The sequence below is a fragment of the Butyrivibrio sp. AE3003 genome (assembly GCF_000686065.1).
Classification (GTDB): Bacteria; Bacillota; Clostridia; order Lachnospirales; family Lachnospiraceae; genus Butyrivibrio; species Butyrivibrio hungatei_A.
This window is the reverse complement of sequence record NZ_JMLX01000001.1, coordinates 3,262,476-3,288,457: the sequence shown is the minus strand read 5'-3', so window position 1 is coordinate 3,288,457 and position 25,982 is coordinate 3,262,476. Positions and strand designations below refer to the sequence as shown.

Here is a 25,982-nt window from a genome sequence, read left to right as displayed (position 1 = left end):
CTATCAACAATATTTTTGAATGTATTCGCCAAAAAAAGGCAAGGTGATTTCAGCAATTCCATAAGACTGTGCACTATCTGCAAGAAGCCCCATTTTCTTAAGCGCGTTGCTGTTCACCTGGTAATTTCCCTTTCCATCCATCTCTGCAATAACATCTTTACGTTTCTTTGGGCCTGAAGATACTATCTTCAATATCTCACGTTCACCTTCAGGCAGCTCTTTCCAGATTTTTTCGTAGCATTGCGAAAACAACTCGCTTTTTGCCTGCTTTACCACATATTCTTCGCCTTTATCTTTATACTCAAAATACGCGCTTCCAAACACTTGATATGCATATGCAAATCCTTTTGTCATTTTAGCAAAAGAAATAGCCATATCTTCTTCCATTCCCGTCTTATCCTCATATTTTATAGCCATAGCAGGCATTGGGAAGGCCTCTGTTTTTAGTTCCACTGCACGCTTAAAGAAAGTAAGATTCGGAACTTCTCCGAGTTCATAAAAATTCTGATATACACCGGAACATATGAGATATACAGGCCATGGAGCAGCAATTTCATCATCCATCACATTTCTTATAAGCTTAGCATATACTGAACAGAACTCCGCCATTTCATCTGTCTTTGCGATATCATCTATCCCGATCATAATTTTCTTCTTTGCCTTTATGAGTATTCCGACAAGTTGCTCAAGCCGAACTTCCTCATCGATATCGGTTTTAGAATCAAACCCTGCGCTTATCCCAACAATCGGTATCGAAACACTTAAATTGGTCTTCTCTGACAATAATACTTTCTTTACTTCAGACTCAAGCAAAAGATATGAAATAAGCGTATTTATAGGCCTTCTGGCAGATGACAAGTCATAAACCAACCATCCATCCGCTTTCATATCCGCAGTCTTGTAATGTCTTAATATATTTCCAAATATTACAGTTTTGCCGGATCCTCGAATTCCGGTTATCTTATATACACATTCTGACGGTTGCTGATATCTAAAATTATCATACACTTTTTCTTCGATAGTTGTGACAATATTAGCATCTCCAACTCTGCCCGGTGTATGTGTAAAAGGGTTCTTCATGATATTTATATCTCCATTACAACTATTTACAGGTTTGATATCATTTTACAACTCTTTACAAGTTTGTACAACTGTTTACAGGTTAGATGCATTTTTTACAACTCTTTACAGGTTTATGTTATTTCTTATCATCCTCACTGTCATCGTAGAAGATCTGCTCTTTACCTTCGATTCTCTTAGAAAGTTTCCTTGCAATTCGCCTGAATATCTTCGGTACTTTCTTACTGCCACGTATAGCCGCAATGACAAGCAATGCGATAAATACAAGTCCGATTATGATTGCTGCGATAACCATGTACTTATACTTAGATACCGCAAGTCCCGCCTTGGGGAATTTAACTTTCAAAGTAAACTCATTGCCTTCAATATCGTATGTGCTGTACTCTCCCATCTCGCCTGTCTTTGTAAGGAGCTGTTCTCCCTCGCCGTTTACGAGGTAAACCTCGAAACTACCAAGCGCATCATTTATCTTGGATAAAGGCTTATATCTAACTGTATGAACAGCCTCTCCGTCATCCGGAACGGTGACTTTGAGCGTTGTATAATTCTTGAGAGTTTCCGCATCATAGTCTTTTGCCGAAGTGAATTTTTTAACGTCAAAAGAGTCATTTCTTTCAACCACAAGTTTGTCCTCAGCCTTAAACTTACCGTCGACGAGAAGCTCACTCTGATAAGCCTCGCCGTCGTCATGCTCTTTATCTTCTTCAGCAATTGTTGTCCTGTATCTGCAATACTTTGCGGTTATGATCTGGTCCGAAGTAGCCGAATCTATCGACGATTTATCCCATGTAACATAATAACCGTCCTTGGGTTCAACAATAGGATATCCCTTTTCATCAAGCTTATCGCCATACTTCTTGTTACTCTTTTTGACAATTGTCTTTCCGTCACCGTTTTCATCATCGTCAAGTTCGTAAGTAATCGTAAGATCCGCAAAATCAGTCGGAAGTTCCTTGCTGTCATGCGAAACGGGTTCTGCCTTTAATGAGTAGCTTACCCTGTCAATTCCCGCAAGTGTATCGCTCACAAAGTAGTTGCCCCTGACTTCGCCCTCATCGCTTACGTGCCCCGCGATCGCACCATACCAGCTATCAGCGTCCCTGATATCGACCAAAGCCCTGCAATCCCTGATATTGGCGCCGTCGCCCACTATACCGCCAACATAAGACATTCCGTCAAGTATTCCCTTTGAACTTGAACTTACAATGTAGGATAAAGAACTTCCGCATACGCCTCCGACATACTCGCCGGAATTGGACTTCATATTTCCGTAGTTTGCGCAGTTTATGATGGTTCCCATCTCCTGAAGTCCGCAGATGCCGCCTATATAGCTCTTTTCACCTTCCGCGGTATTGTAGTTCTTATTGTCGCGCAGAACGCATTTGGAGATAAAAGAGGTATTGAGCTTTGCATCCTTAATTCCCGTAATGTCGCTCTCTGCATCAAAGTCATATTCTATCGCCATCGTTCCAGCAATGCCCGATGTGTCGATGTCACCATAAGCCTCCCCGTAGTTAATACATCCGTCTATCGTCGCATCAGTGCAGATAAGAGCCTCCTCCAAAGACACATCCTCAAATGTATTCGAATAATCTTTTTCCAAAACACCGTCAATCGCATCCGCATACAGGTTCATTATCACATTGAACTGATCCGCCACAGACTGAAGGTCGTCGACGATTGCCCCCGTCGCATTGTTCATCTCGTTGTTAAGGAGCCCGAAGTTGTCGTTCATCCCCTGCATATTGTTGGCAAGCGATACCGTATGCGCCTTATACTCTGTGCTGAACTGTGGAAAAGAAATCGCTCCCCTTCCCGCGATATTCCTAACTATTCCTTTTGCCTGATCTCCGGCTTCTTCCAGATGATCCGTTGCCTCTTCCAAAGAACTCATGGCGTCAAGAGCATCACCTCTTGCCTCTTCTGCCATAAGGCGAATGTACTTCTTTGTCAAACTTTCAATTTCTGCTTTCGCATCCGCAAGATCTCTTGTGTAATAGAAACTTCCTTCTCCGCCATCCACGCCGCTCTGATAATGATTCTGGGCATATTTATCAGCTTGCATCGTTGCATAGTTTGAAGCATCCTTACTCAGATTAACATCATTCTCATCCTCTTTATCCGGAAACGCCCTGCCATCGGATAAATGTGTCCAATCTCCGGGAACATTGTATGATTCAACAAGTTTGGTATCCGAATCTGTGAGAGGATTATACGATCCAAACGTTCCGCTATAATCAAGATCCGAAGCATTCGGATAAAGAGCTGCTGCAGACGTCGACGGATTCTTTGCATCTGCAATAAATTTATTGTAATAAGCTTTATAAGCAGGTTCACTTAAGATTGCATACTGACTCGCAATACTCTCAAGTGTTTCCTTGGCTTTTTCGTATTTCTTTTTATCCTCTTCCGACATATACTGTTCATAATCAAGATCCTTCACCGTTTCTTTAAGACTTGAAACCGCATCGGAAGTATGCTCTATCGCATCATCGGCATTATCAAGAAGCCCATCGTCCTTGGCAGACTCTTCAAGAATATACTGAACTCTTGAAAAAGCTTCCGATGTCGCGCCTGACACGCCGTTTGCAAAATCCGTCGTTTCATTAGAAATAAACCTGACGTCCTCAATGGCTCCGGCCGTATACTCCTGAATCACATTCAATCTGTTCGTGATAGTATTCGACTGATATTTGACGTCCTTCAAGGTCTTTGTAACTTTGTTATGGAGATCGTTTATCGCTATGTTGAGCTGATATGCGACGTCTCTGCTGAGATCGACCGTTACATACGGCTCAGCCTGCCCCACAATTCCGCCGACATCTTTTCTTCCGCGGATAACGCCGTTATTTATGCAGCTCGACACATATCCCGACTGTCTTCCGGCAATTCCTCCCACGTTGTATCCGACGTGCTTGTAACCTACCTGCCCTTTATTTGTGCAACCCGATATGATGCCGATGGAAGTTCCGGCAATTCCGCCGATATCCACGCTTGTTATATCAGCACTCGCTTCATCACTGCCTTTATCACCGTTCTTTATTATATTAAGAACTTTATTAAGCGTATTCATGCTGTCTATGGTGATCTGCGAATCGACATTTGTTGTATTTACCGCACTTTCATTGACACAGCCTGATATATTTCCCATGTTCTCGCCCGCTATTCCGCCGGTAAAATGAACACCTTTGATATATCCTTTAGCCGTGCAATCCTTTATGTTTCCCTCAAGCCCGTTTTTGCCCGCAATCCCGCCGACATAATCATCGCCCGAAACAACTCCTTCGTATGACAGCTTACTCAAAAGCCCGTGATTGTCCGCAACGATTCCGCCTACTATAACCTGTTTCCCCGTCGGAATCACGGTTCCTTTCACGTTCAGATTCCTAATAATGCCCGTCTTTTGAACATTGGAAAAAAGAGCCACGTAGGACATGTCACTCTTTACTGAAAAATCGCTTATCGTATGTCCGCAGCCGTCAAATTCTCCGCCAAACGTCGGCACTCCCGCAAAAGAAGTATCTGCAAGCGAGATATCTTTGGATAAGATCACTTTTTTGTTTACAGACCATGTATCAAGCCTGCAACTTTCTGCAAACTTAAGGAATTCTTCAGCGCTTCCGATCTTGATTTCCTCGATATCATCGGGAATGAGTAAGTCGATATCATCCTTTATATCCGCATCAACATCTTTTTGCTCTTCCAAAGCTCCCGTCTGCGTGCCTGTCGTAATTATCTCCTGCCCGTCATTTCCTGTCTCTCCGTACACACAGACAGCAGAATTGATAAAAAGAACTATTCCCGGAAGAAGCATGCACACTCTTTTTTTCATATCAGATGTCCTCCCCTTCCGTGTAATAGAATTCAATATCTTCCGCATCAATCGGTTCATCCTCCATCGGAGTGATATCGCCGTTTTCGATATATGCACTGACATCGCCCTTTACAACGGCGTGAATGACACCTGTCACATTACCTTCAACGCGGCCTCTTATAAATCCGTCAATACGCATGGTTCCGGTTCTTTGCTTGAGCCTTAGCGGCATATTCATAACAAACGCCGTGAGCTCTATTACTCTGTCACCCACAAGAAGTATCTGCGGAAGAACAAACATCGTGACAAGAATGGAAATTATAGTTCCGCGGCCAAGACATTTTCCGATACCGTATATCGCGCAGTCCGACGTCATATTTCCTATAAGTGTTCCCGCAACGGCAAGCATCGTTCCCGATGTGATGATCGTTGGAAATGAAAGATTCATGGTATCGATGATCGCATCTCTTTTGCCCATGCTCTCTCTAAGCTCCGTGTACCTGCCCGCGATAACGATGGCATAGTCGATATTCGCGCCCATCTGAATGGAGCTTACTATCAGGTATCCGAGGAAAAAGAGATTGTCATGCCGGATGGCGGGTATCGAAAAGTTGATCCAGATACATCCCTGAATGACCGCAATAAGTAAAACCGGCATACCTGCAGATTTGAATGTGAAAAGAAGCACCACAAGAACCGCAAGTATCGAAATAACTCCGGTCACCGTGTTATCCCTTGAAAAGCACTTCTTAAGATCGTACTGGCTGACAGATTCTCCCACCACATAGATCTTGCTCGCGGCGTAATATTTCTCCGTTATTCTGTGGAGCTTTTCTATAAAATCAAAAGTCTCATCCGACTCCTGAGGAAGATCCACATAAATAAGTATTCTTGAGTATTCGTCGCTCTCAAGCTGTTTCTTCGCAAAGTTCATCATCCTGTTTGCATCTTCGAGCTTTTTCATCAGCTCGTCATCAAGAGTGACGTAGCCCTCTTTGATTTCTTTATACACAAACATGAACATGTCAATCAGCGGCACCTTGTAATTGGCAAGACCGTTGACCGCTTTGGCATAGTCCTCGTCATTAACGGCGTATGCGGCGTAAACAAGCTCAGCCACCTCGTAGTCGATATTTAAAAGTTCCGAAAACTGCCTCGGCGTAAGCTTCTCCGTCAATGTGTAGCCGTTCATCGCCTCAGTATTTGCAAGGCCCGTAACAGACGTAACATCATCCTCCAAAAGGATCTCATCTATCAGTCTCTTTTCCCTGTCATAATCACCTGACGGAAAAACAAGAGCCATCATGTTATCCGACGCAAAATTCTCCTTCTGGATATTCTCTGCCTTCTGAACAGCGTTGGTAAGGGGAGGCGTAATCTGTGAATAGCCGTATACATACGGGGTTTTTGCAGAAACCCTGTTTGCGACAATTATCAGCACAACGAAGAGCGGCGCAATGATATATCTTGTTTTATACGCAAACTTGCCCACAAAAGGAATCTGAGGAATGAAATTTTTGTGCTTAGTCTTTTCAAGGAGTCCCGCAAATACCATGATAATTCCCGGCATCAAAAGAAATACCGACAAAAGGCTGAGAATGATCGCTTTGATAAGAACTATACCCATATCCGCGCCGATTCCAAACTGCATGAACAGCATGGCAACAAGGCCGCCGATTGTAGTCAGGGAACTTCCCGTTATCTCGGGAATTGATTTGGAGAGCGCCACAATACACGCTTCTCTGGGTTCAAGCGTCATATGCTCTTCTTTGTATCTGTTTAGGAAAATGACCGCATAATCGACTGACAGTGCAAGCTGAAGAACTATCGTAACTGAATTGGAGACAAAAGAAATAGTGCCAAGAAGGAAGTTCGTGCCCATCTGAACAAGCGCCGCACTTCCGAATGTAAGAAGCAGTATCGGAACCTCGGCATACGCCTGCGATGTAAGCACAAGTACCAAGACAACGACAATAACTACGATAACCGAGATGACATTCATCTCCTGATCTATAAGTTCAGACTGCGTATCGCCGAGCGTCGTGGTCAGATAATAATCGTACGGTTCAAAATACTCTTTTACCGTATCAAGTAGCTCAAGACATTTATCATTGGTCTCATCATAATCAAAGGTAATATTAAAGAGCGCAGACCCGTTGGCATAGTGCTCATCCGAATCATCAATTTCCGCCGAGAAAACTCCCGATATTTTCTCAACATCCTCCTGTATCAGAAGTGCCTGGTCATATGATATGTTCGCAACCATCACTTTAGCGGAGCCGTAAGTCGTAAACTGCTCCTCCATTAGTTCAAGTCCCCTATACGTCTCTGAAGTTTTCGGAAGATACTTGGGCAGCTTATTCTCTACACCTACCCAGCCCCTCGATATCACAGAAAATATGCACACGATCGCATATATCAAGAAAAAAAGATTACGCTTATCCACGATAAACGTACAGATCTTAAGCATAAAGCTGTTTCCGGCCTTTTCATTACTACTCATTTTCGCCCCCTCAAAAATACCTTCATAATGAATATCCACGCATCACTGCTTGTTATTTAATTTATATATACACTATATATTGTACACCTCTGAGTGAGCATTAACAACCAAGGCCTTTGCCGCCAAAGTTTCGGGGATAGCAGCCCTTGGGGAGAGGGATATTTGAGCTGCTTCTTCGCGTAGTTTCATGGGGAGCCCGAGATCCTTCCTGAAATTCTTTCGGCTCAAAACTCCATCCAATCCGCAGGGAATAGGAGGCTACAGGCTTATGTTTTTGAGCATTTCACGGGAGGCCACATTTTTATGGGGTTACGACCGTTTTTTCTGCGCATGTGGAGACGTTGTGTGAGTATCCCGATGCCTTTATAAGAAGTGTCATAGCCCGCATACACGGGCGTATAAAGGCATCGGGATGCGAGTTTAGTCGTAACATGCGCCATAATAGAAAAACGGTCGTAACCCCATAAAAATGTGAGCCGGAGTGATTGCGAAAAAACATAAGCCTGTAGCCCCCTATTCCCTGCGGATTGGATGTCAAACAAGAGCCTCAAAGCAGAATTTCAGGAAGGATCTCGGGCTCCCATGAAACTTTACGCTCTCGCGCAATGCTCAAATATCCCTCTCCCCAAGGGCTGCTATCCCCGAAACAGTAAAGGCATACCGCGGTATCGCGATATGCCTTTCGATCACTTTTTGCAGTAATCTTCCCATCCGAATTCTTCTTTGATTCTGAGGACGTCGGTGGAAGGTTTAAACTCGTATTCGTAAGTTTCGCCACCTTCTGTGGTTATCTTGCCATCAGCCCAGGTTATTTTTACTGTATCCTGGCGTGTAAAACTTCCTGTTCCATCTTCATTAAATGTAACGGAACAGATCTGCTTTACTTCTTGGCCTTCGATTTCCTCTGTGTATTCTCTTGAAAAAATACCTACAGGTTTGTCGCTCACAACGTTGTCACTTCCGGGAGCGCCGTTTCTCTCTTTGGTAGCAGCCTTTGATGAACTGTCATCTGCTACATTATCGGCAGAAGACATGCTCTTTGTCGCGCTGTCCGATCCGGCATCAATTTCCTCTTCATTTGCAAATAAACTATCCAGATTACCGGCCGTATCTGTATCTGAATCCAAACCCGGAATATTAAAAGAACACCCGGTAAACACCAGCGCAAGTGCTAAAATACCTAGAAATCTTTTTTTCATCTCCTCATTTCCTTTCTCTCAAAGCAATAGTTACGATAACGTTAATTATAGCACAATCATCATAACTCAAATATCTATGTGTAATTTACGAGTGTTCTCTTCAAAATTAGTTTGCCATTTCGCTCTCTGTAGCGTCGGCATTATCTGCACTACCTATTGTGATAGTGTGGTCATCTTCTTCGGAAAAGCTGCTTTCTCCGCCTGTTCTGATAGTCTCAAGCGCAGCTTCTTTTTCCGCATCAGATTCTGCATTTTTGGATGAACATCCGGTCATTACCATAGCAAGTGCCAAAATGCAAATAAACTTCTTTTTCATCTACTCGTTTCCTTTCAGAATGTTAATTTAATAATAACCTATATTACTCCATCCCTCTAGTCACAGCAATGAATTTTATTAGTATTTTTTTAACAATTTATATTTATTTTGTACTATATCAAAATTGCGCGCTTCTGTAAAACACAATATCCTTAGTTTCGCCGTCTTTTTTAATCGCCACTTTAATATATAGCTTATCTTTAAGCTCCGGATCACTTGCTTCTTTCTCACCAATCACACCCTTGGGATAGATAGTATACTCAAAGTCATAATTATCATATTCGCAAAGATATGAGCCATCTTCATTTTTGGTAATCTTATCAGGCCAAACCTGAGGATAACCTTCTCCGCCTCCGATCATTCCTCCATAGCTAAAATACATATCACCATACGTCTTTGCATTTTCCTTTTCAGCTTCTGAATTTTCTATCTTACTATAAACTCCTGCAAACTCAACCAAATCGCCATTCTCTATCGGATCGTCTCCGGGCTTTTTAGTATATTCCTGCCAACCGTCAACCTCTTTTACTTTCAGGATATTCCCTTCAAGTTTATATTCATGAGCTTCAATGCCTTCCTCTGTCGGAACTTCCCAATATATATTTTTATCATCCCATGTAATCCTAAAATCATCATTACCACGCACAAGCCCTGTTCCATCTTCATGTAAAGCATAAATAAACTCTCGTTCAAATACGTCATTTCCCTCATAATGCTCCTCTTTGTTTATTCTGGCATATACACCATAAGGTTCGCTTGACACACTATCACTTTTTGATGCCCCCAAGCTTTCTTCGGAAGAACTTTCTCCTGCCACATCAGTACTTGCAATAGCAGAAACCTCCGCAGTTCCCATGACATCATCAGATGCCACATCCTTTCCGGCCATGCACCCTGTCAACACAAGCGCCATGGCAATGCAACCAACAATCTGTTTTTTCATATAAACTCCCTTCTGTATAAAACAATCCCTTTCTTCATTAATCCTCTGTTAATATTTATCTCCCCATTATAACTATACGTCGCCGTTTTTCCAAGTTAAGCAAAGGACGTTTTCCCTTATGTGCAAGCGTTTTTTGCCTGTTTGAAGCATATAGTGTAGAATATACGGGAACCAAAAATCGAATTCAATTGATCATGGAGACAATACAAGATGGTAATAAAGAATGTAAACCTCGAGACAGTATGCGGTATCACAAGTACTCTTCCGGACAATCCGTACCCCGAATTTGCCTTTGCGGGAAAAAGTAATGTCGGCAAGAGCTCACTTATAAACGGCATAATGAATAGAAAAAATTATGCGAGAACTTCGCAGGAACCGGGTAAAACCCAGACAATAAACTACTACAACATAAACAACGAGTTCTATCTCGTAGACCTTCCGGGCTACGGCTTTGCGCGCGTTCCCGAAAAAGTAAAGGAGCAGTGGGGAAAGATGGTAGAGAACTACCTTCACACTTCCAAACAGCTCCTTCGAGTTTTTCTTTTGATAGATATAAGACATGAGCCCTCTGCAAACGACGTTCAGATGTACAAATGGATCGTGCATCAGGGATTCCAGCCTGTCATAATCGCGACCAAATCCGACAAGATCAAGAAAAGCCAGCACGAAAAGCACCTTAATATGCTCAGAAACGGGCTCGGTCTTCCGGATGATGTAAGGATTTTCCCTTACTCAGCCCTAAGTAAGGACGGCCGCGACGATATTTATGATTTCATGGATGAACTCTTAGCTGAGGCAAAAGAATCATCACTTTAATCTGATCATTGCAAAGCTCTGTGCCTTCAGCACAATCTTTGAACCACTGCGCTCTATCCTGCCGATTGAATAGACTTCTTCATAGTCGCCGTTTTCTATCGCGGGATAGTCCGCTGTATATTCAATATCTTTTTCACCGGGATTAACCATAATCACAAGACTGCCTCTCTTATAGACAAAAGGCTTATCTTTTCCGCTGCACAGAACTTCAAACGAAGCATCTGCGCACAGCTCTTTTTCTTTTCCCCTGATCGCAAGGATCTCTTTTACAACATTATACAAAGAATTCTTATCATTCTGCTGTCCCGTAACGCTCGGACCGTTTTCATCAACGGGAAGATAGAGTTTATCCTTGGATGCGGCGGAAAATCCCATATTAACAGCACCTCCGTCCCACTGCATGGGAGTCCTGCTGCCTGTTCTGGTATATCCGCCTTCCTTAGTCGGAAGGTTCTCAATATATTTCATGCCTATCTCATCACCGTAATAGATAAACGGAACTCCGGGAAGCGTAAATATAGTGGCATACGCGATCTTAAGTTCTGTCTCATCAAGCGTCCTTGCAGGTCTCGGTGTATCGTGATTGCAGGTCATAAAGCATATATAGCCTGCGTCTTTTGTCTTCTCATATTTTGGAATATAGTCACTAAGAAAAGCCGTGGCATCGCTGTCACCGTCTTTTCTGAAATAGCTTCTGTCCCTGCCTTCGGTGTTCTTCCTGTCTTCCGCAATCGGAAATACATGATACTTCTCAAGTGTCTCGTAGTCACGGAAAAGTCTGTTATATCCGTTTCCCGCATGATCAAGGTAAAAGTCCATGTGAAATCCGGCGTCATTTAGAGACAGTTCGGGGTTTGACCACTCAGAGACCATCGCAGCTTCGGGGTATTCTTTATCAAGCATTGCTCTTACTTTCTTCCAAAGCGAGCACGTGCATGACTTTCTGTCATCATCATCTTTTACAAGAGAATCAGCCATATCCACTCTAAAGCCGTCACATCCCATATTTAGCCAGAATCTCATAACATCCATCATAAGTTCCAGTGTTTTTTTGCGGTTCGGGATCTTTGTAAGACATTTGCCAGCTCTCGGTCGGAGCGGCAAAACCATAATTAAGAGCGGGCTGTGACTTGAAGAAATTCAGCATATACACGCCGTTTCTGTCACATTCTCCGCTTATATAAGGATGGCCGCCAATACCTGACAGCCAGTATTCAGTCCAGATATATCTGTCGGAGTGTTCATTTTTTTGAGGAACTCCGTCAACAACGGGAATTGCCTTCCCGCTTTCTTTAAACCACTCATGTTCTTCGGATGTATGGCCCGGAACGAGATCTAAAAGTACGCGGATGCCCTTTTTGTGCGCCGTCTCAAAAAGGCGCTTTGCATCCTCGTTAGTTCCGTATCTTGAAGCCACTTTTTTGTAATCTCTCACATCGTAGCCCGCATCCTTGAACGGAGAGTCGTACCACGGATTGATCCAAAGCGCATTTGCCCCAAGGTCCTTGATATAATCAAGTTTCTCTATGATTCCCCCAATATCTCCTATTCCGTCATCGTTGGTATCATAAAAGCTCTGCGGATAAATCTCGTAAAATACTGCATTCTTAAGCCAACCGGGCATTGCTATATCCTACCTTTCCGTCTCCTTCTCTTATCCTCATACATCAAGGTATCTGCTCTGCTTATGTACTCATCCAAAGAAACTTTTCCTTTGCCTTCCGTCACAACATATCCAAAACTAAGCGACAGATCTACAGGAAGCTCTATCTTTCTGGAATCTCTGACTAAATTTTCTCTTATCTCAATGATGCAATCCTTTACAATCTCTTCACTCATGAATTTATCAATTATAAGGAATTCATCACCGCCAAGTCTAAAGCACATTCCCTCCGGGGTAACATGCTCTTTTAACTCATTGGAAGCACATATTATGGCCTTGTCACCAACTTCGTGGCCATAAGTATCATTCAAATACTTAAGCATATCAAGATCGGAATAAAGGATAAGCATCTGCCTTCCTTCTTTGTGTCCGTCAGCGATAAGCTTTTCTGCATATTCACCAAATCCGAGTCTGTTATAAAGGCCCGTAAGAGCATCTTTTACAGAAAGATCCGAGAGTTTCTCATTGGCTCTTGCAAGACATTCTTTCTGATAAAGAATCTCCATTCCTGATAAAAATGTATTGATAAGATCAAAAAGGAACTGCTGCTCCATAAGATATATCGGGTTCTTCATTGCAAGATATCCCGCGCTCTTTTCCCTGAAGTGAATGGGGATAAACAGATAGCAATCGCCCCTGCCTGTTCCTTCGAAAGTCGGAAAAACATTTTTTATACAATCTTCATTAATATAAGCCGTATCAAATATCCACTCTTCCTCGGCAGTCTCAAACTGCGCCCAGAACTTGGGATCGAGGACCATTATGATATCTTCGCATCTGGATACTTTGACGACATCACGGATAACATCAACCATTTCTTTCATGCTGTCTGCATGAGTGATCCTTGAAGAAAGCTTTAATAAGTCATTTGCAAACTCTACGCTGCTCTCATTCCACAGGATATTGCCTTTCATCTGGGCACGACTGTCAACTATAATATCTGACTCGCAGTCGCAACTGTCCCAATATATATTGGTTGATTTAATATAATTCTCCTGCTCAACAGGCTTTCCGCTCCATAGATCAAGGAAAAGCTGTATTGCCATCTCTCCGGCATCTTCTCTCTTGTAGCTTACGGTAGAGATTCTTGGAGAATAAAATCTTGCCTTGTCAAAATCATCAAATCCCGTTATATAAAAGTCCTCGGGACATTTGATTCCGTATTCTTCCGCCTCTGCAAGTACGCCGACCGCAAGATTGTCATTAACACAGATCACCGCATCGGGCATCTTCTTTTTTGCCCCATACAAGCTTCTAAACGCTTCTCTGCCATCCTTAATATCAAAGCCTCTAAATTCAAGAACGTAATCCTTGTTCTTTTTTAGGCCTTTTTCTTTTGCAAAGTCAACAAGTGCCTTGGCACGTCTCTGACTCTCATAATTTCCTTCAGGCCCCATGACAAACCAAAAGCTCTTGCAGTTCTTTTCATTATATAAAAAGCTTATGTTATCATACATGCACTGATAATTATTTACACCAACAAGATAGAAACCGTCTTCCTTTGCATTGATAAGAATAGCCGGTGTTCCCGAAGCCCTGACTCTTTCTATAACATCTGCCCTTACAGCAGGCTCTTCCGTGTTATTAAGTTCAACTATGACTCCATCAAAATCACAAAAATCAGGGAGATCGAATATATCGTGTTCTCCCTGATTATAAAGCTCATCTGTGCTCCAATTGGCATAAGCGTTAAATACATATAAGTTTACATCTGCATCCGCTTCCTTGATCTTGCTGAGGATTCCACTTATCCATGCGTTAGTGATATATCGTCCCCAGCTTTCCATTACCAGAGCAACTTTCTTCATAAGCCCTTATTCTCCTAAATATCAAAATGCCACTTCGTAGACAAATGTACTTTTTGCCGACACACTTAGTATAACACACATCTTCAATAATTATAAATAGGGCAATTTCATTCTTTATGCTTTTTTAAGTCAATTTTTAAGACAAAACTATCATTATCCTTGTTCCAAGTTCCGTTCTTGAAACAACTTCAAAGTGTCCGCCATGCCTGTCAACTATCCATTTTGCTATTGAAAGGCCAAGTCCCGTCCCCTGAAAACTTCTGGCTTCATCGGCTCTGTAGAACCTTTCAAACATATGCTCAACATCTGTTTGAGTCATACCTATACCAGTATCCTGCACCATCAGATACGGCCTGTCGTCTTCGGTACGCCCAACTCCAAGTATTATCTCATCGTTTTTATTCGTATATTTTGCGGCATTATCCACAAGTATGCGCACCGCCTGCTTAAGAAGCGTACGGTCGGCATCGATCGTTATAAGTTCCGAAGCATCCCTAAACCTGTACGGATGCTCTTCATCTATTAAAAATGATTCCTCATATATTTCCTTCATCAGTTCATTTAAGAGAATGCTCTCTTTTTGCAATACGGTCTTTCCGCTGTCGCCCCTCGCAAGGAAAAGAAGCTGCTCAACCAGGTGGTTCATGTGCTCGGCTTCATTAGATATAGCCGCGATCGACTCATCAAGCACTTTTTCATCAGACCTGCCCCATCGCTCCAGCATTCCTGCGTATCCCCTGATAACCGCTATAGGAGTTCTGAGCTCGTGTGACGCGTCATTTACAAAGCGCGCCTGCTGTCTGTATGAATCCTGAAGTCTCGCTATCAGATGATTAACCGCCTGTTCTATTCCAAGAAGGTCCCTGTCGTTAAGGTTTATCGTTCCCTCCGGATCCGCATGTTCTATCGCATCCTCTATATGCCTGAATTTATCCTCCGAAAAAGCGAGTCTGTTCAGCTCATCCGCTTTCTCCGCAATCTCTCTTATCGGTCTGAGCGTGCGATGTGCCTTTCTAAACACGATCGGAAGCGAAAGCATAAGTCCTATCATCTGCAATACAAAAAGTGCCGCCACAAAGACAGCTATTCTGAAAGCTATCATAAAAAATTCGGCGGACATAAGCATTTCCCCGTCCGTTGAAAAAACACGATAGCATATATCGCTCAAATGCCCTGTTTCCGAATATAAGCTGCGATTATGATTAAAAAGGGAAAATTCCCCGATAACCTCCAGCTCTTTCATATATGCCCATCCCGCGTTCAGCAGGATGAACATGAGCAGATCCGTTTTTAAATATACTTTCGTCTTTGCCAGGCTTATCTGACCCACGATATGATGCGCGATAGACGTCATTTTTTTTGACGGGCGAACATTATTCTGCATCGGATTTGATGACATAGCCTACTCCCCTCACGGTCGTGATCATATTAACATCAAACGCATCATCAATCTTTGAGCGCAGATATCTTATATATACATCGATCATATTGGTTTCACCGACATAGTCATAGCCGCACACTTTCTCAAGAAGAGTGTCCCTCGAAAGCACAATGTCTTTATTCTTTAGAAGCATTTCAAGCATCAAAAACTCACGGTTTGTAAGCGGGATGATATGACCGTCATAAGTAACCTCCCGCTTTTTCTCATCAAGTTTTAGTTTCTGCCAGGTATAAACGCCTTCTTCATTTGCGTCGGAAGTGCCTTTAGCTGCGCTCTCAGCGCTCACCTTTCCGTGAAGCTTAAGCGCAACCCTGACTCTTGCAAGAAGTTCCTCAATGGCAAAAGGCTTTGTGATATAGTCCACAGCCCCGCCATCGAGTCCCGATACTTTATCCATGACTTCGTCACGCGCTGTCAAAAGAATAGTCGGCGTCGGATTATCCTGCATCAATCGCCTTAGTACTTCCAGTCCGTTTAAACCCGGCAGCATGATATCAAGCAAAATAAGGTCGTAGTTTCCTTCGGTTGCCATCCTAAGGCCTTCGCGGCCATCGGCCGCTTTGCTCACTTCATACCCTTCATGCTGCAATTCAAGTTCGACAAACCTTGCAAGTTTGTCCTCATCTTCAACTATAAGTAAATGTGCCGCCATTTAATACTCCTGTCGTTATTGGTAGTGTTTCATTATGATTCCGAAGAATTGTGGTGAAATTCTTCCTTAACCTGCTCAGCGGTCTCTTTTGCCTTGTCCATTACATTGTTTGCGCCCTGTAGATTGTTTTTTCCGTAGAACTTATAATTCCAATCAAAGAACAGTGAAACCACAATAAGTACAAGTATAAACCACCAGCCGAGACCCAATATCAGAACCGCCGTCCAGAGCGGAAGGTCGATTACCTGCTCATCGTGATGCGAAACTTTCATATGATTGTTTGAAAGATAGTCGATCACTTTCTTAACGATTTCTTTGAACTTGGTTCCAAAACTCTCACCGCAGTCCTTACCCTCACCTACGGGAACCATCTCATATCCGGGCTCACGTGTATATTCTGTGGAATGTACCTGCTGCTCAGGCTTTGCAACCTTGCCCTCTTTCTCCAAAACGATCATCGCATCAAGAAGATCTCCGTTTGCCTCAGCAAGTGCCGCCTTAGCTTCTTCATATGTTACGTTTGCTCTAGCTCTTAATTTTTCAATCTTTTCAAATTCATCCATGGTGTATTCCCTTTCTCTTTGTAAGAATGTTTTCTTTTGTTTACAGTAATCAATATAAAGGTCCCAAATTAAACAATCCTTTGAGAAAGATTAAAATCAGATTAATGTCAGATTATAATGATATCAATTAGTTCTCTTTAATGCAAAACAACTATTCCTTCCATTAGGAGGTCTGCTGCATTATATGAGTAGCTGCTAAAATCAGCATATAACAAGCAACAGACCTGTATGGCCATTCTTCACGGCCTGCAGCGACGGTATCAGTTTTAAAATGTGCAGTTTTCGGACGAGCAAGATGATTTTCAAATTTTAGAAAACCCGAAAATGCCGACTTCCCTGAGCAACGTCGAAAGGAGGCATTTTCGGGTTTTCTAAAATTATGAAAATCACTGCGCAGCCGACCACAAACATTTCAAAACTGATACTGTCGCTGCAGGCCGTGAAGAATGGCCATATAGGTCGTCCCTTTTATAAATAATCAGCCCTTTATCGCTCCGCCTGATACACCCTCGATGTAGAACTTCTGCATAAGCAGGAACAGTATTGATATCGGGATGGAAACCAGTAGTCCGCCTGCGCAGAATATTGAGAAGTATTTGTTGATAAGCGACTTATCAAGCATGTTGTACAGTCCTATCGCAATCGTCCAGTCTTTTGAAAGTCCGGAATTGAGCATCAGCTTTGCGAGTACGAAATCTCCCCACGGAACAAGGAATGAAGCGATTACCTGATAAACAATTATAGGTTTACAGATAGGAAGTATGATATTAAGCATGATCTGAAGTTCATTGGCTCCTTCAAGTCTTGCGGACTCACGCAGAGATACGGGAATTGTATCCATGAATCCTTTGACAATGAGGAATCCAAGTCCGGAACCCGCCGAGTAAACTATGATCATACCGATGTGGCTGTTTGTAAGTCCGAGAGACTTAAGTACAAAGTACACAGCTATCATTGAAAGTACGCCGGGGAACATATTCAAAACAACGCTAAATACCATAAGTTGCTTACGTCCGGGGAATCTCAGGCAGCAAAATGCATAACCTACCATGAATATAAACACTGTGGATATTATGCAAGTAAAGACTGCTATGATAAACGTATTTTTAAACCATGTCACATACTGTACAACAGAGTCCGGCTTAAACAAAATGGTACTAAAATTCTTAACCGACCATGTCTCAGGGAAGAAATGAGATATGTCTATTCCCTTATATCCGCTGAAAGCCGTAACTACAAGCCAGATGATCGGTATTATCCATACAAATGTTATAAATGCCAACAGGATATGAAGGAGGCTTGATATAATAAATTTTTTTACTTTCATCACATGAATACCTCCTCTCTCTCACCTGCTACAATTCTGCTAAATGAAAGAATAGTAAATATCGAACATATCGAGAATACAATGACACCGATTACCGACGCCATCTTGTAATCGTAATACTCGTTTGTCAGTCTGAACAACCACGTGACGAGAAGGTCTACTTCTTTTCCGTGTGAATTGGCCAGTGCCTGATCCGTCGTTACATATACGTCCTGCGTAAGCAGATAAATAATATTGAAGTTATTGATATTTCTTACAAAGTCAGTGACAAGCGTCGGTCCCTCAACGAACATAACATAAGGCATTGTTACGTTTTTAAATATCGCATACGGTGACGCTCTGTCGATCATTGCCGCCTCAATCTGGTCCCTTGGAATATTCAAAAGAATACCTGTAGAAATCAGTATCTGATACGGAATACCAACCCAGATATTTATAATGACAATCGTAACTTTTGCCCATCCGGGACTGGTAAGGAACGGAATATATGAAATATTCTTACTTACAAGGCCTACATTCTGAAGAAACGCCGTTATGCCCATGCTTGAACATATAGAATTGACAATACCCGAATCCGCAAGGAAATTTCTTATCAAAAGAAGTGTTACAAACTGCGGCACGGCAATCGTAACTATAAATAACGTTCTCCAAAATCTTTTAAGTTTGATAAGTTTCGAATTGATGAGCAGTGCAATAAGGTGACCCAGAAGGAAGTTCGAAACCGTTGCAAAAAATGCCCACAAAAATGTCCATTCAAGAATTCTTCTGAATGCATATCCAAAAGAGGATGTTGTTGTCTGAGTAAACAGTTTTACAAAGTTTCTGAATCCAACCCAGGTAAACAGTTCACTCGGCGGCAGATGATTCTGGTCGTAATTGGTAAATGCTATAGTGATAAGGATCAATATCGGGATGATATTCATCAAAATAACGCCGAGAATAGGGAATGAAAGAAGTGTAATATGGAACTTCTCGCCCAAGAGCTCTTTGAAATCTTCACTGAAAGTATTTACATGCTTTCTTGCCTCCAGCAGAAGCTGTGTCCTGTACATGCTCTTAATATTGCTTACCCAGAATAAAAAGAACATGAAAATAATAAACAGTGCACCTACCGAGCCAAGCAGTATCATAAATGAATTGTCATAATCATTTACTGTATTCTGCATCGTCAGAGGATCGAATATGGCTTCTCTTTTCACCGTACCGAGTGTACTGAACTTAGCCAGATTCGGTGCGGCACCGAAAATGAGGTATACAATAAACAGCGCCTGCACAATAAATACAAGCACACCTTTCATAAACTGGTAATTGTATATATGCCCCAATCCCATGAATACGGTCGATAGTTTCACACAAGTACTGCCCTCTGCCAGACAAGTGCCCAATTCCTTGAAGTATTTTACGATCGGATTAACTTTGGGAGCCTTCTTAATACGAACAGTCTTTTGATTACGCGGATAATTTCTCTGATTATGCGGATAAGTCCTATAATTAGCCAATTATCTCAACTCCTTTCTCTTACCCTTTTACCTTTTTGACAAATATAACCCCATACCTCATTCGATATGGGGTTATACTTCATTGGCTAGTATCTAGCCCAAAATTCAATTATCAGTCATTGACCGGTGCTGTAATACCTTCAACTGCAGTATCAAGAAGTTGCTGAAGATCTGTCTTGTCAGGATTGCCGCTTGCAAGAATCTGCCCGAGTGTCTCAGCAGGACTCCAGTAATTTCCGCCAATAACCTGAGGTGTTGAGAAAGGTGCCTGCGCTGCAAGAGCTGAAATAGCCTTATCACTCTTAACCGCATCAGATGAAGCTGCATTAATATTGGAAGGTCCGAGGTTTCTTGCCTCAAATCTTGCTGTCTGAACTTCCTCTGAAGTAAGGTACTCAGCAAGAAGCATAGCCCAACCGATATTCTTTGCATGAGGATTTACACCGATAAGCTTAAATCCGGAATATGATGAAAGCTGGCAATCTTTGCCACCGATCTTCATTGTGGGAAGCTTACTTGCTTCGTAGTTTGCTCCCCAGGCATCCTGTGCAACCTGTGCATTCCAGATACCGTTAATAGCCGCACAAACCGTACCGTCCTTAATTCCTGTAACGGTAGTGCCGTCATCCATATTTACAACAACACCTGAAGCAACTGCATCAAGGATTGCCTGACATACGTCAACACCGCCCTCTCCGTTCCAGTTGCAAGTGTTTGTCTTTCCGTCTTCATTAAGTGTAGCGTCAAGGCCGACTGCCTTAAAGAAACCGTAAAGGTACCATCCGTTCTTAAACTCGATAGCAATCTTCTTGCCTGCAGCCTTTGCATCGGCGATCATTGCTTCAAGATTGGAAGGGTCTTTGATAACCTCACTGTTATAGAACATAAAGTAACCGTTATCTGCCGTCATAGGATAAGCATAAAGCTTTCCGCCTACTGTTGCGGCATCAACAGAAGTCTGAACATTGGCATTCTTTACATCATATGTGTAAGTAGCCAATACTTCCTGAAGTGCTCCCGCATTAACCAGGTCATTAATCTGGTCATGTGCAAATGTATATACATCCGCAGCAGCCTCAACGTCTGTAAGGACTTTATCCTTAGCTGTAGACTCTGACTCTGCGCCGAGTGTAATGTTAAATGTTACATCAGGATAAAGAGCCTTGAAGTCATCAATAACTCCCTGTGTGAAATCCTGATCTTCCTCAGAAGCCCAAAGTGTAAGATCCACCGGTCCCGTTGTACTGCTGATAAGGTTCTGAACTGCGTCCGCAGAAGCTGCGCCATCCGTTTCCCCGCTATCTCCTGAGCTTTCAGCTGTTGGTGTTTCAGACTCTACCGTGTCATTGGCAACCTCAGGATTGCCACACCCTGTAATAGCAGCTGCAACCATCATAGATGCCAAAGCAATTGATAGAAACTTCTTTTTCATAATCGTTTCCCTCCTAACAATTATAAGTAATATAAAAAGTTCTTCTGCCTGTACTATTGCGCAAAAATCACACGCAAACGGTTGTCCATACTATTATATTTTACCTTTTTTACGGGGGTGTATCAATGTTTTTTTGATAATGTAATCGGATTTACGCTTTTTTGTGTGGACTCTTTCAGTAATACTTCATAGCCAAGAAGACTCTTTTCCGGAGCCTCTTCACCGTCTATAAGTCTGAGCAACGTCTTACACGCAACGTTTCCAAGTTCCTTCGGATCATACTGAAGAGCTGTGACCTGAGGCTGATTTCCCGAAAGCAGATCGCTGTTATAAAAAGACGCAACTCCGACATCCCCGGGAATATTCACGCCATCTCGCCTGAGTTTCAATATCACATCACGACATATTCTGTCATCCATACATACTATACACTCTGCGTCTGCTTTGATCGCTGCATCGACTGCTTTTTCCACTTCTTCGGAAGTTTCGTTTCCAAGAAAGAGCATATCCGGCTCAACTCCGATACCTGCTGCCTTAAGCCCCATCTCGAACCCTTTCTGTCTTGTCCTATTTACCATGTGGCCGAGTGCTCCGCCGATCAGAACCGGCTTTTTATAACCGCATTTTATCAGAGCGGTTGTCATCTCCATGCAGGCATTCTCCTGATCGTTATCTACCTGAATAACACCCTTTTCTTTGCTGCTTCCGACCGTAACAAACGGAATATTCATGCTTTTTAAGTACTTAACTGCAAGATCGTCCACCATTGTTCGACCAAGGATAACGCCGTCCACTTTTTTATTCTCGACGATCCTCTTTAAATGAGAAATATTATCCTCATATACAAGCGAGATCAGGACATCATAGTCAGTAGCCGTAGTAACCTCGCAAACTCCCGCCATGCACCTCTGAAAAAAAGGAAGTGCATACACATTCGAATCTCCGGGAATAGCCCAGCATATATTATATTTTTTTCTGGTCCGCAAGCCCTTTGGCCATTGGATTTGGCCTGTAATTGTTTGCTTCTATATATTCAAGGACTCTCTTCCTTGTTTCGTTTCCTATTCTGCCCTTACCGGAAATTGCACGGGAAACCGTTGTTTTTGACACCCCCAACGCCTTCGCAACATCCCCGATGGTTATATTCTTTTTTTCATTCTCTCCCATCCGATAAAACCTCTTTTAATCGATATTTAAAATAATACTTTGCTTTTTTTTAAACTCTGTGTTATACTTTGCGCAATTGGTTGTCTTGTTTGAAATTTAGCACTTTATCATTTTTTCGTCAACCGCAATTGTTACTTGATTTTTCATGTTGGCTGCTAAATAAAACCAATTTATATTTGATATGAAATTCCTATCAAATAAAAAACTGCATCTTGTGTTTGTTGCATATACGAATATTTTTTCTCATTTTTTGACATATTAAGCGAATTTTTTTATAAAATATATATACAAAGGTTTTTTATGAGGTGAATTGTTATGAAATCAACTTTTTTTGGTGCTGCTTATTATGCTGAATATATGCCTTATGACAGAATAGATACCGACTTCCAACTTATGAAGGATGCCGGCATGAACGTTATCAGAATCGCTGAATCCACATGGAGTAATTGGGAGCCTTCCGATAACGTATTTGATTTTACATATTTACACAAAGTTCTTGATGCGGCCGCAAAATACGATATTTCGGTTATCGTAGGTACGCCTACTTACGCTATACCTTCATGGCTTGCAAAGAAATACCCCGATGTCATGGCCGTAACTCCTGAAGGACAGAGCATCTACGGACGCAGACAGCAACACGATATCACCAACCCGCATTTTCTTTTCCATGCTGAAAGGATCATCAGAAAGATGATGGAAGAAGTTGCGGCAAATCCGCAGGTTATCGGATATCAGATTGATAACGAGACACGCTCAGGAAACGGATATTCTCCGGAAAATCAAAAGTTGTTCATCGAAGAGATGAAGAAGAAATATCCCGACATCAATAAATTCAACGATGAATTCGGGCTCAATTACTGGAGTAACCGCATTGAATCATGGGATGACATGCCCGATATCCGCGGTACCATAAACGGTAGTCTTTCCGCTGCCTACAAGGCGTTCCTCAGAGACAGGATAACCGAGTACCAGAAATGGCAGGCAGACATCATAAATGAGTATAAGAGAGACGATCAGTTCATCACTCACAATTATGATTTCTCATGGGATGGATTTTCTTACGGCATTCAGCCTCTTGTTAATCAGCAGGATGCTGCAAAAGCCGTTAATATTGCCGGAGTTGATATCTACCATCCCACTCAGAACAGATTCGACGGCGCAACCATAGGTTTCGGCGGTGCCATCGGAAGATCACTCAAAAAGGATAATTACCTTGTACTTGAAACACAGTCTCAGGGCAGACTTGACTGGCTCGCATATCCCGGACAGCTCAGACAGGCTTATTACAGCCACCTTGCAAGTGGAGCAAACGGTGTTATGTACTGGAATTGGCATTCAATCCACAATTCCCTTGAGTCATACTGGAAAGGGATCATAAGCCACGACCTGATTCCCGGTGAAACTTATAAGGAGCTTGCCTTTGCAAGGTCTGAAGAGCTTAAGATAGACGAGCATTTACAAAATCTCAGGAAGCACTGTCCTGCTGCCATTATCGCAGATAACAGAAGCCTTGTTGGTCTGGATGAATTTCCTATTGACGATGTATCTGATGCAAGCGTCGGGGAAGATGACTGGAGCCCTAAGGAGCTTAGTTATAACCATATACTTCGCTGGATGTACAATGCCTGCTACAAGATGAATCTTGAAACAGATATTGTTTACAAAGACGATATTATTAATATGGATCCGGAGGAGCTGGTTAAAAAATATCCTCTCCTGATTGCACCTTCACTCTATTCGGCTACAACAGAACTCATCGATTCTCTTCGCAAATATGTAGAGAAAGGCGGAAATCTTGTACTTGGATTTAAGAGTCTTGTCTCTGATGAAGAGCTTAAGATTTATCCCGATGCTCTTCCTTATAACATGACAGACATGGTCGGAGGAAGCTACGATCAATTTACAAGACCCGTAGATACAACTATAAAGATCGAAGGAAGAGAATTTAATGTTTCTCACTGGATGGAACTTTTGAGGCCTCAGGGCACAGGCGAAGAAATCTGGGGTACCTACGTACATCCATGTTGGGATAAATATGCCGCAATCCTTCATAAGAAACTCTATGAAAACGGAAGCGGAACCGTAACCTATATCGGATGTTACATGAAATGCGAAGGTCTCACTTCGATACTGAAAAAACTTATAAGAAGAATAGGCCTCTCCGTACCCGAAGAAATATTCCCTATTATAGTCAAATCGGGAACCAATGCTCTCGGTGAAGAGATAACCTACTACTTTAACTACTCTCCCAGAATTGAGCTTATCTCAATATTTAAAGACTGCACGGAACTTATAAGCTCGGATAACTACAACCGCGGAGACAGGATCAGTATCGGACCTTGGGGTATTAAGATATTTGTCAACAGATGAGGGTTAGGAAAATATGAAAACACAGGACTTGATCAGTTATATTGAAGATGGCAGATTAAACGATAAGCTTCTGGATATCTATCTTGATGAATCTCTGATTGCTTATCAGACAGAAAGATATATCAAGGCAATAAAAAGCTATGAGGATACTTTTAAGTCAACTGCCGGATACAACGATGATGTATGCATAATAAATGCACCGGGACGCACAGAGATAGGTGGTAATCATACCGACCATCAGCACGGCCATGTCCTTACGGCATCCATCAACTTAGACACTATCGCCGTTGTAGCAAAAAAAAGCCGACATGATAAATATCAGATCCGAAGGCTACAACAACATGATAAGCTTCAGCCCTGATGACACAGCTATAAACATGGCTGAACACGGTTCTTCGCTTGCCATGGTAAAAGGTGTTCTCGCCGGAGCCAAAATGAACGGATTTGAAATAGGCGGTTTTGATGCTTATATTACAAGCGATGTGCTTAACGGTTCAGGTCTTTCATCTTCTGCATCCTTTGAGACAGTGATAGGTACTATCATCTCCTCATTGTACAACGAGGGTAAGATCGATCCGATGACCATTGCAACAATAGGTCAATATGCAGAAAATATATATTTCGGTAAGCCGTGCGGCCTTATGGACCAGATGGCCTGCTCTTTCGGAAAACTCAGTCATATAGATTTCAAAGTTCCCGGCACTCCAAAGGTTGAAACCTTAGAACTTGATCTCGATGCAGCAGGCTACAGTCTTTGCATCACAGATACAAAGGGAAATCACGCAGACTTAACTTCGGAATATGCTGCCGTTACCAAAGAAATGAAAGCCGTAGCGGAAGAATTCAGGAAAGCCGTTCTTGTAAATGTTCCTGAATCCAAAGTTATTGAATCCATTCCCGCTCTTCGTGAAAAGCTCGGAGACAGAGCAGTTCTTCGTGCTCTCCACTTCTATGAAGAGAACAAGAGGGTTATAAAACAGGTTGACGCCCTCAAAAACAATGACTTTGCTACATTCCTGAAAACCATAAAAGAATCCGGTGATTCATCATACAAATTCCTTCAGAACGTATATACCAATCAGGACGTTCAGCACCAGGGTATTTCACTTGCTCTTTGCATCAGCGAAACCATACTTGGTGAAGACGGCGGTGTATGCAGGGTTCACGGAGGCGGATTTGCCGGAACAATCCAGGCTTTTGTTCGTAATGACAAGGTCGAAGAATACAAAAAAGCCCTCAACGATATATTCGGCGAAGGAGCATGCGTCGTTCTTAAGATCAGAAAATACGGCGGAATGAAAATTGATATTTAAACACTATTTGTTTTAAATATAAACCCCACTAAAAAATGAGCCATGACTTTAAGTCATGGCTCTAAATCTATCTTTT

The 25,982-nt window shown here is 42.4% G+C and carries 21 protein-coding genes; 4 read left to right on the top strand and 17 right to left on the bottom strand.

The features are described from left to right. Positions 1-3 precede the first annotated feature (3 nt). From CD00_RS0115765 to CD00_RS0115740, 6 genes are all read right to left on the bottom strand, one after another. On the bottom strand, positions 4-1,080 hold the full coding sequence (locus CD00_RS0115765; protein ID WP_026656831.1) for a hypothetical protein: 1,077 nt from the start codon (positions 1,078-1,080) through the stop codon (positions 4-6). Between the two features lie 118 nt (positions 1,081-1,198). Then, positions 1,199-4,912 (bottom strand): GLUG motif-containing protein, encoded by a 3,714-nt coding sequence (locus CD00_RS0115760; RefSeq protein ID WP_026656829.1) that lies wholly within the window; start codon positions 4,910-4,912, stop codon positions 1,199-1,201. A 1-nt stretch (position 4,913) separates the two neighbouring features. Next, positions 4,914-7,397, bottom strand: coding sequence for an efflux RND transporter permease subunit (locus tag CD00_RS18805; RefSeq protein ID WP_034462171.1), 2,484 nt, complete (start codon positions 7,395-7,397; stop codon positions 4,914-4,916). Between the two features lie 686 nt (positions 7,398-8,083). After that, positions 8,084-8,596 (bottom strand): hypothetical protein, encoded by a 513-nt coding sequence (locus CD00_RS0115750; RefSeq protein WP_026656828.1) that lies wholly within the window; start codon positions 8,594-8,596, stop codon positions 8,084-8,086. Between the two features lie 106 nt (positions 8,597-8,702). After that, the gene (locus CD00_RS0115745) at positions 8,703-8,912 is read right to left on the bottom strand and encodes a hypothetical protein (protein ID WP_026656827.1); all 210 of its coding nucleotides are present in this window, start codon (positions 8,910-8,912) and stop codon (positions 8,703-8,705) included. Positions 8,913-9,030: 118 nt separating this feature from the next. Further along, positions 9,031-9,855, bottom strand: a complete 825-nt coding sequence (locus tag CD00_RS0115740; protein WP_026656826.1) for a hypothetical protein — start codon at positions 9,853-9,855, stop codon at positions 9,031-9,033. A gap of 210 nt (positions 9,856-10,065) precedes the next feature. On the opposite strand from CD00_RS0115740, the gene yihA reads away from it, so the two are divergent. Beyond that, complete coding sequence (gene yihA, locus CD00_RS0115735; RefSeq protein WP_026656825.1) at positions 10,066-10,671, top strand: ribosome biogenesis GTP-binding protein YihA/YsxC; 606 nt, start codon at positions 10,066-10,068, stop codon at positions 10,669-10,671. On the opposite strand, the gene CD00_RS20935 is transcribed toward yihA, so the two are convergent. The 11 genes from CD00_RS20935 to CD00_RS20790 all read right to left on the bottom strand — a co-directional run bounded on the left by CD00_RS20935 (position 10,663) and on the right by CD00_RS20790 (position 22,223). Beyond that, on the bottom strand, positions 10,663-11,706 hold the full coding sequence (locus tag CD00_RS20935) for an alpha-amylase family glycosyl hydrolase (protein ID WP_255346807.1): 1,044 nt from the start codon (positions 11,704-11,706) through the stop codon (positions 10,663-10,665). The two genes, yihA and CD00_RS20935, sit on opposite strands and share 9 nt — an antisense overlap. Further along, the gene (locus CD00_RS20930; RefSeq protein WP_255346806.1) at positions 11,666-12,295 is read right to left on the bottom strand and encodes an alpha-amylase family glycosyl hydrolase; all 630 of its coding nucleotides are present in this window, start codon (positions 12,293-12,295) and stop codon (positions 11,666-11,668) included. Before CD00_RS20930 ends, CD00_RS20935 begins: the two co-directional genes overlap by 41 nt. A gap of 2 nt (positions 12,296-12,297) precedes the next feature. Next, complete coding sequence (locus CD00_RS0115725) at positions 12,298-14,142, bottom strand: diguanylate cyclase domain-containing protein (RefSeq protein ID WP_026656824.1); 1,845 nt, start codon at positions 14,140-14,142, stop codon at positions 12,298-12,300. A 136-nt stretch (positions 14,143-14,278) separates the two neighbouring features. Then, on the bottom strand, positions 14,279-15,244 hold the full coding sequence (locus tag CD00_RS0115720; protein ID WP_196803768.1) for a sensor histidine kinase: 966 nt from the start codon (positions 15,242-15,244) through the stop codon (positions 14,279-14,281). 271 nt (positions 15,245-15,515) lie between these two features. After that, positions 15,516-16,235: a response regulator transcription factor gene (locus tag CD00_RS0115715; protein ID WP_026656822.1), complete on the bottom strand. Its 720-nt coding sequence runs from the start codon at positions 16,233-16,235 to the stop codon at positions 15,516-15,518. A 32-nt stretch (positions 16,236-16,267) separates the two neighbouring features. After that, on the bottom strand, positions 16,268-16,798 hold the full coding sequence (locus CD00_RS19630; RefSeq protein WP_051594257.1) for a hypothetical protein: 531 nt from the start codon (positions 16,796-16,798) through the stop codon (positions 16,268-16,270). Positions 16,799-17,276: 478 nt separating this feature from the next. Then, positions 17,277-18,125 carry a sugar ABC transporter permease gene (locus CD00_RS0115700; RefSeq protein WP_026656821.1) on the bottom strand — a complete coding sequence of 283 codons (849 nt, stop codon included), beginning with the start codon at positions 18,123-18,125 and terminating at the stop codon, positions 17,277-17,279. Beyond that, positions 18,125-19,624 carry a carbohydrate ABC transporter permease gene (locus CD00_RS0115695; protein ID WP_242838994.1) on the bottom strand — a complete coding sequence of 500 codons (1,500 nt, stop codon included), beginning with the start codon at positions 19,622-19,624 and terminating at the stop codon, positions 18,125-18,127. Before CD00_RS0115695 ends, CD00_RS0115700 begins: the two co-directional genes overlap by 1 nt. A gap of 112 nt (positions 19,625-19,736) precedes the next feature. Next, positions 19,737-21,056 carry an extracellular solute-binding protein gene (locus tag CD00_RS0115690; protein ID WP_026656818.1) on the bottom strand — a complete coding sequence of 440 codons (1,320 nt, stop codon included), beginning with the start codon at positions 21,054-21,056 and terminating at the stop codon, positions 19,737-19,739. Positions 21,057-21,178: 122 nt separating this feature from the next. After that, positions 21,179-22,042 (bottom strand): LacI family DNA-binding transcriptional regulator, encoded by an 864-nt coding sequence (locus tag CD00_RS18790; RefSeq protein WP_242838993.1) that lies wholly within the window; start codon positions 22,040-22,042, stop codon positions 21,179-21,181. Next, on the bottom strand, positions 22,020-22,223 hold the full coding sequence (locus CD00_RS20790) for a LacI family DNA-binding transcriptional regulator (protein ID WP_242838992.1): 204 nt from the start codon (positions 22,221-22,223) through the stop codon (positions 22,020-22,022). Before CD00_RS20790 ends, CD00_RS18790 begins: the two co-directional genes overlap by 23 nt. 315 nt (positions 22,224-22,538) lie before the next feature. Here CD00_RS20790 and CD00_RS0115680 point away from each other — a divergent pair, with 315 nt between their 5' ends. Genes CD00_RS0115680 through CD00_RS18785 form a run of 3 tightly spaced genes read left to right on the top strand, consistent with a single transcriptional unit; the run spans position 22,539 to position 25,906 of the window. After that, the gene (locus tag CD00_RS0115680) at positions 22,539-24,593 is read left to right on the top strand and encodes a beta-galactosidase (RefSeq protein WP_026656817.1); all 2,055 of its coding nucleotides are present in this window, start codon (positions 22,539-22,541) and stop codon (positions 24,591-24,593) included. 13 nt (positions 24,594-24,606) lie between these two features. Continuing rightward, positions 24,607-24,954, top strand: a complete 348-nt coding sequence (locus CD00_RS21290) for a galactokinase family protein (protein ID WP_330370469.1) — start codon at positions 24,607-24,609, stop codon at positions 24,952-24,954. Next, positions 24,902-25,906 carry a galactokinase gene (locus tag CD00_RS18785; protein WP_330370468.1) on the top strand — a complete coding sequence of 335 codons (1,005 nt, stop codon included), beginning with the start codon at positions 24,902-24,904 and terminating at the stop codon, positions 25,904-25,906. The genes CD00_RS21290 and CD00_RS18785 overlap by 53 nt, the downstream gene beginning before the upstream one ends. The last annotated feature ends 76 nt before the right edge of the window (positions 25,907-25,982 follow it).